This window comes from Rhodococcus sp. MH15, assembly GCF_019266045.1.
In the GTDB taxonomy this organism is placed as follows: Bacteria; Actinomycetota; Actinomycetes; order Mycobacteriales; family Mycobacteriaceae; genus Rhodococcus_F; species Rhodococcus_F qingshengii.
On the sequence record NZ_LPNP01000080.1, the window covers coordinates 150,785 to 163,450 of the forward strand.

The following is a 12,666-nucleotide window of genomic DNA, read 5'->3' on the forward strand; positions in this document are numbered from 1 at the left end:
AAGGAACTCTCATGATCGTCAACGACAGCGTCGCCGTCGTCACCGGTGGAGCATCCGGCCTCGGCCTGGCTACGACCAAAGCCCTTCTTGCCGACGGTGCCAGCGTCGTCATTATCGACCTTCCGTCGTCCAACGGTGAAGCCATCGCCAAGGAACTTGGCGACCGGGTCCGCTTCGCGGCTGCAGACGTCACCGACGAGGCTGCGGTCACCGCGGCACTCGACGTGGCCGAGTCCCTCGGACCCCTGCGCGTGGCAGTCAACTGCGCCGGAATCGGCAACGCAGTCAAGACGGTCAGCAAGAAGGGCGCTTTCCCGCTCGACGCGTTCAAGAAGGTCATCGACGTCAATCTGATCGGCACCTTCAACGTCCTTCGTCTTGCTGCGGAACGTATTTCGAAGACCGAGCCGATCGACGGTGAACGCGGCGTCATCATCAACACCGCTTCGGTCGCAGCGTATGACGGCCAGATCGGGCAGGCTGCGTACTCCGCGTCGAAGGGCGGCGTCGTCGGTATGACGCTTCCCATCGCCCGTGACCTCGCGTCGCTGCTGATCCGCGTCAACACCATTGCACCCGGCTTGTTCAAGACCCCGTTGCTGGCTGGACTGCCCGAAGCAGCCCAGGCGTCGTTGGGTCAGCAGGTGCCTCACCCCTCTCGCCTGGGTGATCCCAGCGAGTACGGCGCGCTTGCTGCGCACATCGTTTCCAACCCCATGCTCAATGGTGAGACGATCCGCCTCGACGGTGCAATCCGTATGGCACCGCGGTAATTTCGGCTATCACATGACTGGCGAGGTGGAGTCGGTGAGCTCGGTGGCAGTGGACTGGAGGTCCTTCCCGCCGCTGGTGATGACCGACATCCTGACGGCTTCGCTCGAGCTTTTCGACGAGAATGGTTACCACGGCACGACGGTGCGCCAGATTGCCAATCGTGTCGGGGTAACCGTTCCCGCGCTCTACTATCACCACGCGAACAAAGAGGCAATTCTCGTCGCTTTGTTCGAGGTCTCGATGAGTGAGCTGAATACCAGAACCGAAGCGGCAGAAGCGGAGGCCGGCGAAAATCCGGTACGACGCTTCGCCTTGGTGGTGGAGGCGATAGTTCTCTATATGACCCACCGGTCGCGGCATGCTGCGTTGGACACCGAGATCCGGCATGTCTCACCGGAAAGCCGAAGTCGATACGCCGCCAGTCGTAAGCGGCTCGAGTTGCTGATGCGCAGGATCGTCGACGACGGTGTGGCATCGGGAGATTTCGCGGTCACCGATACCGAAGAGACCGTCCGGGCAATACTCGGTATGGCGCAGTCACTGCCGCGTTGGTTCCAGACCGGCGGTCCGATGTCGCCGTCGCAATTGGCGCAGAAGTACGTCGACATCGCTTTTCGCACGGTCGGTTATCGTCCGTAAAGTGCATTGCTCGTTAAATGAAGGTGGGCAACAGAGTGAAAACCTGTTGCCCACCTTCAGTATTCATACTTCGGCATTCACTCCGTGTCAGAGGCGAGTGACTTCGAGTCCGCCCTCGTGGTAGTCGGCGCGAAGGCGTTTCTTGTCGAACTTGCCGACGCTCGTCTTCGGAACTTCCTGAACCACAGCCCAGTTCTCGGGGAGCTGCCACTTGGCTACCTTGTCCGAAAGATATTGCTGGAGTTCGGACATCGTGGTCTCGGATCCGGCGCGCAGAACAACCGCGACCAACGGGCGCTCGTCCCACTTCTCGTCCGGCACGCCGATGACGGCAGCTTCGGTGACGTCAGGGTGACCCATGACGGCGTTCTCGAGGTCGACCGAGGAGATCCATTCGCCGCCGGACTTGATGATGTCCTTGGAGCGGTCGGACAGGCTCAGGAAGCCGTCGGCCGTGATGGATCCGACGTCACCGGTCTTGAGCCAGCCGTCGTTGAACTTGTCTTCCGCATCGACGCCGTAGTACGACCCGGTGATCCAGGGGCCGCGCACTTCGAGCTCGCCGACGGAAACGCCGTCGTGTGCAACAACTTTGCCGTCATCGTCGATGAGACGTGCCTCGACGGATGCCGGGAAGCGGCCCTGAGAGTAGCGGTACTTCCACATCGCGTCGCCGGTGACACCGGCCGGCGGGCGGGCGACGGATCCGAGTGGGGAGGTTTCGGTCATGCCCCAGGCGTGCAGGACGGAGACGTTGTGGTCGGCTTCGAATGCGTGCATGAGGGCCGGCGGTACCGCGGACCCACCGATCAGAACCTCGCGCATCGAGGAGATGTCCTGCGGGTTCTGCTCGAGGTAGAGGTGCAGGCCCTGCCAGATGGTGGGGACGGCTGCGGCGAACGTCGGCTTCTCGCTGGCGATGATCGCAGCCAACGGGGCAGGCTGGAGGAAGCGGTCGGGCATGATCAGCGAAGCACCGATCATGAATGCGGCGTAGGGAAGTCCCCACGACATGGCGTGGAACTGAGGCACCACGGCGAGTGCACGATCGCCCTGCGCGAGGTTGGGGCCGTCGCTCATGCAGACCTGCATGGAGTGCAGGTAGATCGAACGGTGGGAGTAGACGACGCCCTTGGGGTCACCCGTGGTGCCGGACGTGTAACACATTGCGGCAGCGCTCAGTTCGTCGACCTCGGGCCAGTCGAACTCGGTGGGCTGATCGGCGATCAAGCCCTCGTAGGTGTGAACCTGCACTCCCTCGGGAGCTTCGAGTCCTGCAGTGGAGGAGCCGGTGACGACGATGTGTTTGACGGTGGTCAGCGACGGAAGCTGCGGAGAGAGAAGCGGAATCAGGGACGGGTCGACGATGATCACGCGGTCCTCGGCGTGATTGGCGACATGGATCAACTGCTCGGGGAACAGACGAATGTTCAGGGTGTGGAGCACAGCGCCCATCGAGGGGATCGCCAGGTACGCCTCGAGGTGCTCGGAGTTGTTCCACATGAACGTGGCGACTCGCTCGTCGCCCTCGACGCCGAGCCCGCGCAGGGCGTGCGCGAGCTGAGCACAGCGCTTGCCGACGTCAGCGTAGGACACACGGCGCGGGCCGGACTCGGTCCACGTGACAACCTCGGAGGCGCCGTGAACGGAGGCACCGTGGCGGAGAAGTTGAGCAATGGAGAGGGGGGCGTCTTGCATGGTGCTCAGCATGGGCTGCTCCTGTGTGGTGTGTGAGACCGGTGCTTTTGCCCACGGGTCGTCACAAACGATGTGCTGTGGCTGCCAGATTAGTCACAGCCCCGAAGTGCTCGCTAGTGACCCACTGCACTGGCGAAGAACCACGCTATGAGTAGCGCTCCCGGATCGACTACTCCGCGAGCGGCTTCGCCCACATAACTTGCACGTCCGCGGTTCGCGAGCATGGTTTCGGTCGACTCCGCCCCGGCCGCTGCGGCTTCCGCTGCGCTCGCCAGCGCAGCATCTCGATCGGCTTCCGAGCTCACGGATTGCTCCAACGACTCGACCGCCGGAACTATCGCGTCGACCATCGTCTTGTCGCCGACGCGTGCGCCGCCGAGCGAGGTGATGTTGTCGAGTCCCGCTCGCGCTGCAGCCGCGATCGCGCCGAGGTCGAGTTCGGAGTCCGCCGAGTCTGCGGCAACGCGGAAGAAATGCCGGAACCAGATGCCGAACAATGCGCCGGAGGTGCCACCGGCGTGGCCGAGGTACGCCTGTGAGACTGCATCGAATATCGTTGCGGTGGAGTACGTGTCACGGATCGCCGAGATGTCGAGTTGATCCAGTGCGGCCACCATGTTGGTCCCGAAATCGCCGTCGCCCGCTCGTCGGTCGAGATCGGTCAGTGCCGGTTCCTGATCCAGTACCTTCTCGGCCCAGTCCGCAATCCAGCTTCCGACGAAGCTGCTTTCGGCGGTGCGTGAGGTGTCGGGTGTGAATGTGGGACCGAAAGATTCGCGCGTGCCCATGCCGGTGTACTCACGCGCTATAGCATTCGGCCAGGCGGGCGCTTTTGTTGGTGCGTCCCATAATTCGAGGATTTCTTTGTCTGTGCGAACAAGGGTGATGGACGCGCCTGCCATGTTCAATGCAGTGACGAAGGTTCCGATCAGTGTCCGCTCGATGTGAATTCCCTGTTCGTCCAGATAATCTCCGAGTTCGGCGAACAGAAGTTGCAACTCCAGCGGGTGGGTGGCGCCGAGACCGTTGACGACGGCGATGACGCGGTCGCCTTCAGCGAGACTCAGGGACTTGATGATCGGGTCCGTCAGCCGCCGCACCAATTCCGGTGCGGGCAGGGCGTCCACGCGTTCTGTGCCGCGTTCGCCGTGGATGCCGATACCGAGTTCCATCTGACCCGCCGGCAAGTCGAACGACGGCTCGTCAGCCCCCGGCAAAGTGCATGGGCGAAGGGCGACGGCCATGCTCCGAGCGGAGTGCGCGACGTGTTGTCCGATCCGGGTCACCTCGGCCAGGTCGTCGCCGCGGGCGGCGGATGCGCCGCAGACCTTCTCCACCACGATGGTTGCCGCAGTACCGCGTCGCCCCGGGCCACTGCCGTCTGCGCGTTCGGTCGCGACGTCGTCGTCGACCAGGACGACGTCCGTATCGATCTTGTCCTCGCGTAGCAACTCTCGGGCGATACCGAAGTTCATCACGTCGCCGGTGTAGTTCTTCACGATGTGAAGGACGCCGCCGCCGGCGTCGGCAGCCTTGGACCCCTCGTGGATCTGAAGTGCATTGGGTGAGCTGAAGACCAATCCGGGGCAGACGGCTGTGAGCATTCCTTCGCCGATGAATCCGGCGTGCATGGGTTCGTGGCCTGAACCGCCGCCGGAGACGAGCGCGACCCGTCCGCGGGGAAGTGGCCTTGCGCGTGTGAGGTACCCAGGGTCGGGATTCCACGCGATGTCGTCGGTGGATGCGATCAAACCACGGAGTGCGTCGGGAACAAATGTCTTTGCGCTGCGCATGAACATCACTTCAGAGTAGGTCTAACGTCGACTTCGGGCACGGATCACGATCGACGAGAGGTGGACGGCGTGAAATTGGGGTTGGTACTTGCCGGTGGCGGCGTTGCGGGAATCGCCTGGGAAACAGGTTTTCTGTTGGGCCTTCAGGACAAATCACCGGACACTGCCGCTGCGCTGCTGACGGCGGACGTGTTGATCGGCACTTCCGCAGGTTCCACGGTGAGCGCTCAGATAGCGAGCGGCGTGACACTGCAAGAGCTTTTCGACGCACAAACAGCGGAGGCGACCGGCGAAATCGACCCGAAGGTCGATGTCGAGGTACTCGGTCAGATGTTCGTCGACGCGATCGCAGGATCGCAGGACCGGGCCGAGCAGCTCCGTTTGCTCGGCGAAGCAGCGATGAGAGCCGATACCGTCGAACCTGCCGTGCGTCGCGCGGTCATCGAGGCGAGGCTGCCCAATCGGTTGTGGCCCGACCGGGAGTTGCGCATCCCGGCGATCAACGCACAGACCGGTGAGTTGAGGGTGTTCGGCAACGCTGACGGCGTAGAACTGATCGACGCAGTCGGAGCAAGTTGCGCCGTACCAGGGGTGTGGCCGGTAGTCGTGATCGAGGGCGAGCGGTACATGGACGGCGGAATGGCGAGTGGCTCGAATGTTCATCTGGCTGCCGACTGCGATGTGGTCGTGGTTCTTTCACCCGCAGCCGACCCCGCCCCGAATCTTCTGGGCGGCAGTCTACGAGAGGAAATCGACGTGATGACGCCCTTGCCCGTGCTGCCTGTCTTCGCCGACGACGCCGTCGTCGAAGCGATCGGAACGAACTCGCTTTCACCGACAACCAGGCGCCCCGCAGCCGAACTCGGCCGCGAACAGGGCCGTCGAACCGCCGACGAGATCGCCGCGTTTCTGGTGACGGCATGAGCGCCGCACGGATTGCCGTCGTCGTGCGCCCGGAGCAATCTCCGGAAGATCTGGTTCGACATGCCAGGTGTGCAGACGAAGTCGGTATCGACGAGGTCTGGTTGTGGGAAGACTGCTTCTTCGGCGGAGGAATAGCCACTGCTGCAACTATATTGGCTGAGACCGATCGCGTGGGTGTGGCGATCGGTGTGCTGCCGACCCCGATGCGCAACACCGCGATCACGGCGATGGAGATTTCAGCGCTGGCCAGAGTTCATCCGGATCGACTACGGGTTGGCTTCGGCCACGGCGTTCAGAGTTGGATGCGGCAGATCGGGGCCAAAGCCGAATCGCCGTTGACCCTCCTGCGGGAGCAGTTCGGAGCGGTGGAGAGGCTACTGCGCGGTGAGTCGGTGACGGTGTCCGGTCGATACGTGAATCTCACGGACGTGACGCTGGCGTGGCCACCGGAGACGGTGCCGCAGTTGCTCGTCGGCGCCACGGGGCCAAAGACTTTGGCACTCAGTGGCGAGTTGGCGCAGGGCACCGTGCTCTCGGGTGGGACGACCCCGGACAGCGTGCGTCGGGCGATCGCTCACATCGGGGCGTCGGATCACGAGGTTGTCGTCTACGTCATCTGTGCTTTCGGTTCCGGCGGTCGTGAGCGCGCCCTTGCCGAGGCCGCAGCGTCCGGTAGCGAGTCGCCGGAGGATGCGATTGCCGTGGGCAACGCGGCCGAAGTCGCGGCAGCAGCACGGCGATGGGTTGCAGCAGGTGCAACCACCGTGGTACTCCAACCGACTGTTGACGAGCCGGATGTCCGCGAGTTCATTCGCTTTGTCGCGCAGGAGGTTCAACCCCTGGTGGCGTAGTTCAGAAGGTTACTCTGGACAGAACCGCGTCGATGTCGGCAGTGCTCACGTCGCGATGTGTCACGAACCGAACCTTCCCGGCAACGGTGACCGCGCCGACATCGACAGCGGCGAGCTGAGCAACGGTGACCGACGGATCAGCTGTCGCGGCCAGAACGATGTTGGTGGCAGGTTCGTCGACGGCCCAACCGCGTTCACGAAGCCCCGACGCGAGGCGCTGCGCGTTGTCGTGATCGTCGGAGAGGCGAGCTTGTGAGCGCAACGCGACGATGCCGGCTGCGGCCAGCACTCCGCCCTGACGAACGCCGCCGCCGAGCATCTTGCGGATCCTTCGGGCTTCGGTGATCAATTCGGGTGATGCGGCGAGTATCGAGCCGACCGGCGCACCGAGTCCCTTACTCAGGCACACCTGAACGGTATCGGCGCCGGAAGTCAATTCGGTGGGCGAAACATCGAGTGCAACAGCGGCATTCCAGAGACGGGCGCCGTCGAGGTGAATCTTCAAGCCGCGTGATCGCGCTGCGTCGACCAGCTTCGTCCATTCGGTCGGATTCATGACGGCACCGCCGGCGAAGTTATGAGTGTTCTCGAGACAGAGCAGCGTGGTGTTCAACGCGAAGTACGGGCCGGGGGAGCCCGCCGCCTTCACAACAGTCTCGGGGGTGGGACGTCCGGGTCCGCCGTCGTGCGGCAACGCCATCGGCATTCCCTGGGCGAGCCAGGCAGCGGTGCCCAATTCGGAGCCCAAGACGTGAGAGTGTTCCGGTGCCAGGAACTGATCGCCGCGGTGAAGGTGCAGCATCAGCGCAATCAGGTTGCCCATCGATCCGCTCGGCACCCACAGTGCCGCCGGTAAACCCAGAGTGTGCGCCACCTCTTCCTCGAGCGCCGCCATGGTCGGGTCGTGATCGAGGACGTCGTCACCGACCTCGGCGTCGGCCATCGCCTTCCGCATCTCCGCATCAGGCTTGGTGACGGTGTCCGAGCGTAGGTCGATGTACGACGAAGTCATGGCTCATTCGATCAAGCCGCGTGTTCCGGCGTCAAACCGCGGTATTTCCAGGACGGCTCTTCCGGCCTGATAAATCGATATCGCTGAGGACGCCTTCCGTGTGATGATGAGCGTCGGCAATAGCCGGTGACGAGAACAAGAAGTGGAAGGGGACAGGCATGCGCGACTGGAAGCAAGCGTTGCACCTGCGCGGGCACTCGCCCCGCGGTATTTCCCATCCCGCATTCGGGGAACAGAGCGGCGCTGGATATATGCCGTTCCCCATTTCTTGCATTTGCTCCTGACCCGTCTTCGTGTCCAGGAGTTTCACTCCTCGACACGAACTGAGAACTCTCATGCGGAACCCGAACCGCGCACTTGCTCACAGTTGGATGAACCGCCCCGTCCGGGTACTCAACGCCACGTACGAGTACCTCGGTGAAGTGAGCGCCGATCGTGCGGTCGTCCTGATCGCCACCGGCTCCGCGCAGTCCACCGAAGACGTGACCCCGATATTTCCGGTGCGCTCCAAGCACGTCGAAATCCCACTGCCGAGGACGATCCTGCTCGCCGAGTACGTGTACGTTGCTCACCGGGTGACGGTCACCGATTCCAGTCGGGCCACTTTTGCCGGTGTCTTCGACCGGGACGGTCGTCAATGTGCGTACTGCGCCGCCCGGGCAACGACCATCGACCATGTCCAGCCGCGGAGCCGTAACGGGCCCAACACGTGGGGAAATCTGGTGGCGTGCTGCAGTTCCTGCAATCAGCGCAAGGCGGATCGCACTCCGGCCGAGGCCGGTATGCGGCTGCTGTGGGAGCCGAAGGCACCTCGGCGCATCGAGAAAGTGCAGCAGAAGATCTGGCGCGAATTGAGTCGGGCGTGACGGTCGAAGGGAGCAAGTGATGTGCGCTGACGAAATCTCGAATTTGGCAGAGCTTCTGCCGATCTCGGACGACCGAACCTGGTGGCAGGCGGAATGCCGAGGAGACCCGGAGCCGGACCGGTGGTTTCCCTTTCCGTCCGAGGGATACGACTACGCGACCGACGTGTGCAACAGGTGCCCGATTGTGGCTTCGTGCCGTGAATTCGCCTCTGCCACTGGTCAGACCGGAATCTGGGGAGGCGTGAAGTTCGAGCAGGGCAGGATCGTCGCGGCGTGAGGGATCAAATTCCCGGCTCCGCGGCGATCGTGCCGGCCAATACCGCTCGGCACAGAGCGTCGTGGTCACGTTCGGTCTGATCGGCGTAGAGCCGAGCGAACCGGGTGAGGGCGGTATCGACCGCGTCCGAGGTTCCCAGGTAACCGGAAATCAGTGACGCGCCGCTGGTTCGTGCATGCCCCTTGGCCAGTAGGCGGCCGCAGATCGCGACGTAATCGGTCAGCGCTGCGGCGTCGATATTGTTCAGGTCCACAGAACCTTTCATGTTCCGGAACTGACGGACGTAGTACTGGCGGTCGTCCACGGTGCACCACCCGAGCAGTGGATCGCTGACTGTCTGGAGAGCCTGCTGGTATTCCGCGACGCGTCGTCCTTGATGGTCGTGCCAGGCCGAGTCACCGTGCACGAAGGGTGCAACGACGGATCGGCGAGCCTGCTTGAGCTGCAAGAAGATGACGTCGTCCGGGATGCTCCCTTCGCACAGGGCCACATAGGCGCGCAGAGCGACACTCCCGACTCCGACAACCCGGTGCGCGACGTCGATGACGTTGTATCCCGAGACGACTCGGCGCCAGTGTGGTGCAAGGGTTTCGAGATACTCGTCCAGACCCTCCAGGAGGAAGTCGGTGTCCTGCGGCGTGAGTCGTGTTGTGAGCGGCGGGTTCTCGACCAACTGGCGCCGTCCGTGATCCTCGACGGTGAACCGCGGCACCGCATGGTCACTCGTACGCCGCCGGGCGCGCTCCGCGGCGCGCCTGATCTCGGCCAGCAACCCAGGATCGGTGACGTGGTCGGTGAGTCCGTCGAGATCGACCCGGTCGAAGGAGCGATCGAACAGTGGACGCTCGGACAGCTTCGCCAAGTGGAGGCGATACGCGGACACACACGAGGTTGTTGCTGTTTCGCATTGAGCTTCGGTGAGACCGTTCTGCCGACCGGCCACCCAGATGCTCGCAGCCAGCCTTCGTAGATCCCATTCCCAGGGGCCGGGATGTGCTTCGTCGAAATCGTTGAGGTCTATGACAAGTTCGCGTTCCGGAGATCCGTAGAACCCGAAGTTTCCGACGTGCGCATCTCCACAGATGACGGGAGTGATGCCGGTGGACGGCAGCTGCGCCATGTCCTCTGCCATCAATCCGGCGGTACCGCGCAGGAATCCGTATGGCGAAGCGACCATTCGCCCCACACGGATCGGAACCAACCAGTCGAGTCTTCCCTCGTGTGCCGTGTTGACCTGATCGACCGGGTCACGTCGATCGGATGGGGGCGTCCAGTCGCCGAGCGACGATCGCGCCACTCGCTTGCGCAGGCCTTTCCCGATCTTGCGACGCTCACTGCGGGGCGTCTGACGCGCCCGCAAAGTCGCCCTGCCGTCCGGTTCGTTCTCGAGAGCCAGCTGACCGGCAGGCCTGTTCAGCGGGTCCATGTCGGGCTCTCTTTCGTCGGGCGTGCGAAACTCGCGCTCGATCTTATGCCCGCCGGATTGTGCGCCGCGCGACGAGTTCCTTAACTACCCGCCTGGGCAATCAACTCGACAGCGCGGTCGGCGCACAGTTCAGGATCCGGCATTCTCCCGATACCGAGGCATTCGACAACGGCGAACGACGCATCCGGTGTGGTTTCCACGCCGAGCGCCCACCCGAAGTAGTGATTCCAGGCGAGTACGGCTCGGTGGCCACTGTGCTGCGGAATCTCGCTGCCCAGAACGAGTACTGCGTCGAACGCGGGGCCGTCGCACCAGATGACCGATTCGGCGAAGGTGGAGCTGGCGACGGCGACTACGTACCTGTGACAAGTCGATTCACTCGGAATGGCGATGTGTGCACGCATGGTCGCTCCTCCGGCTCGGTTGCGATCGGAGGGTTCCCCGTTGCCGGCGCCGAAAAAACGCTTGTCAGATTACGTCCCGGCCACAGATCTACGACGCAGACGGTGCCTGAGATGTTTTTGTGCTGCCCGCGCGACCGAGCGAGTCGAGAGATACTGTTCGGCCGGTATCAACCGGGAACCGAACAAGTAGAACCTTCGGGCTTCGTCGTGGTCGTGGGTGGCCGCGGAGATGAGCAGACGTTCGATCGCGGTGAACTTTCGCCCACCGGCGTAACCACTCATGTAGTCGATGTGATTCGTCATACTCGCTCTGGCGCTACGGTATTCGGTCAATGCAGCGTTCACGTTCCGATGTGAGTCGAGTGTGTCTGCCGGCGTCTCCGTCAGCATGTGCGCGGTCGCATCGACCAGCATCTGAGCGGTCTCGAGTGCCCACGAGCATCCGATACCCCACAACGGGTCGTTGGTTGCCGCAGCGTCGCCGATGAGTGCGAACCCGTTACCTACGGGTTCGGTGAGGGTTGTGGAGAAGTGTTTGGTACCAACGATCTTCCCGACGATGTGCTCTCGCCGAACAAGCGGAGCGCCGGGTAATGCGTTGGCGTACTCGAGGAAAGCAGTAGACAGGTCGTCAGCGAACGAGCCGAGCTTGTCGAGGGCAGGGAAGACGACCAGCACGCTGATTCCGCCGTCGTTGGGGAGCAGATAGGCGACGTCGGGATCCATGAACCACGACAATGACGTTTCTCCGCCGGGTCGTTCGAGTCCGGAGAGTTGGGCGAAATAGCTGAAACGCCCGTTGGATGCAGTCACGGAGTCGCAACGAGCGGATCGTGCGACGGTCGAATCCTTGCCGTCTGCTCCGACGGTCAATCGTGCTCCGACAGTGAAGGCCGAACCCTGTTCGGTGCCGTAGACGCCTGCAGTAGTGCCGTTCTCGGTCAGCAGTCCGGAAACGCGATGCCCGAGAAGAAGGTCGACGTTCGGGTAGTCGTTCGCGAGTTGGCGCAGTAGGGGGTCGAGAGTTTCCCTTCGGACGTTGAACCCAGGTGGCGGTGAGTTCTCTGCGGCATCAGGGGTGATCATTCCCCACGGGGTCCAGAATGTCGGAACGGTTTCCACCATTCCCAGGGCGAGCAGTTTTTCCGTGGCGCCGAGTCGTTGCAAGATCGGGGCACCGCACGGTTGCAGGTGGTGAGTGCACAGGACTTTGTGCGCCCGGATGTCGGAGCGAGCGTCGAGAAGCGCTATCCGCAGACCTTGCTGGGCGTACATGATGGCGGCCGCGCATCCCGCGATGCTCGCGCCGACAATCACAACGTCATACTTTTCCCGTGCCTTCGAAGTCACTCGATCAGCTTAATGCATAAGGTTATAACTTAAATATGACTGGATTCAGTCATCGTGTTCGGGCGTTAAGTCCCGAACTGCGGCCCGGATGGACTGTTCACGAAGCTCGTTCTCTCTGCGCAGTTCACGACGCCGTCGCCCGGCCTCGAATCGCTGCCTGGCGATTGTTCCGGTCGGCCGGAGTTGGGGTACCTCAGCCGGTTTCCCGTCGCTTCCCATCGCCACCATCGTGAAATAGCAACTATTGGTGTGGCGAGATTTTCCGAGAAGAATGTCTTCGGTTTCGACTCGAATTCCGATTTCCATCGAGGTGCGCCCGGTGTAATTGACGGAAGCGCTGAACGTGACGAGTTCGCCGACATGCACCGGTTCGCGGAACACCACACGATCCACCGACAGAGTCACGACGTAGGTCTGGGCATATCGACTCGCGCACGCATAGGCAACCTGGTCGAGAAACTTCAGAATCGTTCCGCCGTGCACGTTGCCCGAGAAGTTTGACATGTCCGGCGTCATGAGGACGGACATGGACAAGGTTTGTTTCGATGCTTGCTGCGATGCTTGCTTCAATTCAGGTAGGGAGTTCGATTCAGACATCAAGCGGGCCTCTTCGGTTCGGTGGACGGTGAAGAGACCGTATCCGGCCAAGAGG

At 62.6% G+C, this 12,666-nt stretch carries 13 protein-coding genes; 6 read left to right on the plus strand and 7 right to left on the minus strand.

What is annotated here, in order from left to right; genetic code table 11:
• Positions 1-11: 11 nt before the first annotated feature.
• A complete protein-coding gene (locus tag ATN37_RS23490; RefSeq protein WP_003942978.1) occupies positions 12-773 on the plus strand; it encodes a 3-hydroxyacyl-CoA dehydrogenase in 762 nt (253 codons plus the stop codon).
• 13 nt (positions 774-786) lie between these two features.
• A complete protein-coding gene (locus tag ATN37_RS23495; protein WP_063315515.1) occupies positions 787-1,413 on the plus strand; it encodes a TetR/AcrR family transcriptional regulator in 627 nt (208 codons plus the stop codon).
• An 87-nt stretch (positions 1,414-1,500) separates the two neighbouring features.
• Here ATN37_RS23495 and ATN37_RS23500 read toward each other — a convergent pair whose 3' ends face one another.
• Together ATN37_RS23500 and ATN37_RS23505 are read right to left on the minus strand one after the other, a co-directional pair.
• Positions 1,501-3,123, minus strand: coding sequence for a long-chain fatty acid--CoA ligase (locus tag ATN37_RS23500; RefSeq protein ID WP_003943212.1), 1,623 nt, complete (start codon positions 3,121-3,123; stop codon positions 1,501-1,503).
• A gap of 101 nt (positions 3,124-3,224) precedes the next feature.
• The gene (locus ATN37_RS23505; protein ID WP_039973156.1) at positions 3,225-4,910 is read right to left on the minus strand and encodes a dihydroxyacetone kinase family protein; all 1,686 of its coding nucleotides are present in this window, start codon (positions 4,908-4,910) and stop codon (positions 3,225-3,227) included.
• 54 nt (positions 4,911-4,964) lie between these two features.
• On the opposite strand from ATN37_RS23505, the gene ATN37_RS23510 reads away from it, so the two are divergent.
• Complete coding sequence (locus ATN37_RS23510) at positions 4,965-5,828, plus strand: patatin-like phospholipase family protein (protein WP_047269365.1); 864 nt, start codon at positions 4,965-4,967, stop codon at positions 5,826-5,828.
• Positions 5,825-6,679: an LLM class flavin-dependent oxidoreductase gene (locus tag ATN37_RS23515; RefSeq protein ID WP_063315516.1), complete on the plus strand. Its 855-nt coding sequence runs from the start codon at positions 5,825-5,827 to the stop codon at positions 6,677-6,679. The genes ATN37_RS23510 and ATN37_RS23515 overlap by 4 nt, the downstream gene beginning before the upstream one ends.
• 1 nt (position 6,680) lies before the next feature.
• Here ATN37_RS23515 and ATN37_RS23520 read toward each other — a convergent pair whose 3' ends face one another.
• Positions 6,681-7,691 (minus strand): low specificity L-threonine aldolase, encoded by a 1,011-nt coding sequence (locus ATN37_RS23520; RefSeq protein ID WP_007730456.1) that lies wholly within the window; start codon positions 7,689-7,691, stop codon positions 6,681-6,683.
• A gap of 335 nt (positions 7,692-8,026) precedes the next feature.
• On the opposite strand from ATN37_RS23520, the gene ATN37_RS23525 reads away from it, so the two are divergent.
• Both ATN37_RS23525 and ATN37_RS23530 read left to right on the plus strand, forming a co-directional pair.
• Positions 8,027-8,557 carry an HNH endonuclease gene (locus tag ATN37_RS23525; RefSeq protein WP_007730460.1) on the plus strand — a complete coding sequence of 177 codons (531 nt, stop codon included), beginning with the start codon at positions 8,027-8,029 and terminating at the stop codon, positions 8,555-8,557.
• Positions 8,558-8,576: 19 nt separating this feature from the next.
• Positions 8,577-8,834: a WhiB family transcriptional regulator gene (locus ATN37_RS23530; RefSeq protein ID WP_007730463.1), complete on the plus strand. Its 258-nt coding sequence runs from the start codon at positions 8,577-8,579 to the stop codon at positions 8,832-8,834.
• A gap of 4 nt (positions 8,835-8,838) precedes the next feature.
• Here the strand turns inward: ATN37_RS23530 and ATN37_RS23535 are convergent, their stop codons facing one another.
• The 4 genes from ATN37_RS23535 to ATN37_RS23550 all read right to left on the minus strand — a co-directional run bounded on the left by ATN37_RS23535 (position 8,839) and on the right by ATN37_RS23550 (position 12,542).
• Complete coding sequence (locus tag ATN37_RS23535) at positions 8,839-10,260, minus strand: DUF2252 domain-containing protein (RefSeq protein ID WP_007730466.1); 1,422 nt, start codon at positions 10,258-10,260, stop codon at positions 8,839-8,841.
• 80 nt (positions 10,261-10,340) lie between these two features.
• On the minus strand, positions 10,341-10,664 hold the full coding sequence (locus ATN37_RS23540; RefSeq protein ID WP_003942947.1) for a DUF6292 family protein: 324 nt from the start codon (positions 10,662-10,664) through the stop codon (positions 10,341-10,343).
• 69 nt (positions 10,665-10,733) lie between these two features.
• Positions 10,734-12,014: an NAD(P)/FAD-dependent oxidoreductase gene (locus ATN37_RS23545; protein WP_003942870.1), complete on the minus strand. Its 1,281-nt coding sequence runs from the start codon at positions 12,012-12,014 to the stop codon at positions 10,734-10,736.
• 45 nt (positions 12,015-12,059) lie between these two features.
• Positions 12,060-12,542 carry an acyl-CoA thioesterase gene (locus tag ATN37_RS23550; protein WP_030536130.1) on the minus strand — a complete coding sequence of 161 codons (483 nt, stop codon included), beginning with the start codon at positions 12,540-12,542 and terminating at the stop codon, positions 12,060-12,062.
• Positions 12,543-12,666: the final 124 nt, after the last annotated feature.

Coding starts and splice junctions, on each gene's coding strand:
- ATN37_RS23490 (WP_003942978.1), top strand. CDS start 12: ATGATCGTCAACGACAGCGTCGCCGTCGTCACCGGTGGAGCATCCGGC.
- ATN37_RS23495 (WP_063315515.1), top strand. CDS start 787: ATGACTGGCGAGGTGGAGTCGGTGAGCTCGGTGGCAGTGGACTGGAGG.
- ATN37_RS23500 (WP_003943212.1), bottom strand. CDS start 3,123: ATGCTGAGCACCATGCAAGACGCCCCCCTCTCCATTGCTCAACTTCTC.
- ATN37_RS23505 (WP_039973156.1), bottom strand. CDS start 4,910: ATGTTCATGCGCAGCGCAAAGACATTTGTTCCCGACGCACTCCGTGGT.
- ATN37_RS23515 (WP_063315516.1), top strand. CDS start 5,825: ATGAGCGCCGCACGGATTGCCGTCGTCGTGCGCCCGGAGCAATCTCCG.
- ATN37_RS23520 (WP_007730456.1), bottom strand. CDS start 7,691: ATGACTTCGTCGTACATCGACCTACGCTCGGACACCGTCACCAAGCCT.
- ATN37_RS23525 (WP_007730460.1), top strand. CDS start 8,027: ATGCGGAACCCGAACCGCGCACTTGCTCACAGTTGGATGAACCGCCCC.
- ATN37_RS23530 (WP_007730463.1), top strand. CDS start 8,577: ATGTGCGCTGACGAAATCTCGAATTTGGCAGAGCTTCTGCCGATCTCG.
- ATN37_RS23535 (WP_007730466.1), bottom strand. CDS start 10,260: ATGGACCCGCTGAACAGGCCTGCCGGTCAGCTGGCTCTCGAGAACGAA.
- ATN37_RS23540 (WP_003942947.1), bottom strand. CDS start 10,664: ATGCGTGCACACATCGCCATTCCGAGTGAATCGACTTGTCACAGGTAC.
- ATN37_RS23550 (WP_030536130.1), bottom strand. CDS start 12,542: ATGTCCGTCCTCATGACGCCGGACATGTCAAACTTCTCGGGCAACGTG.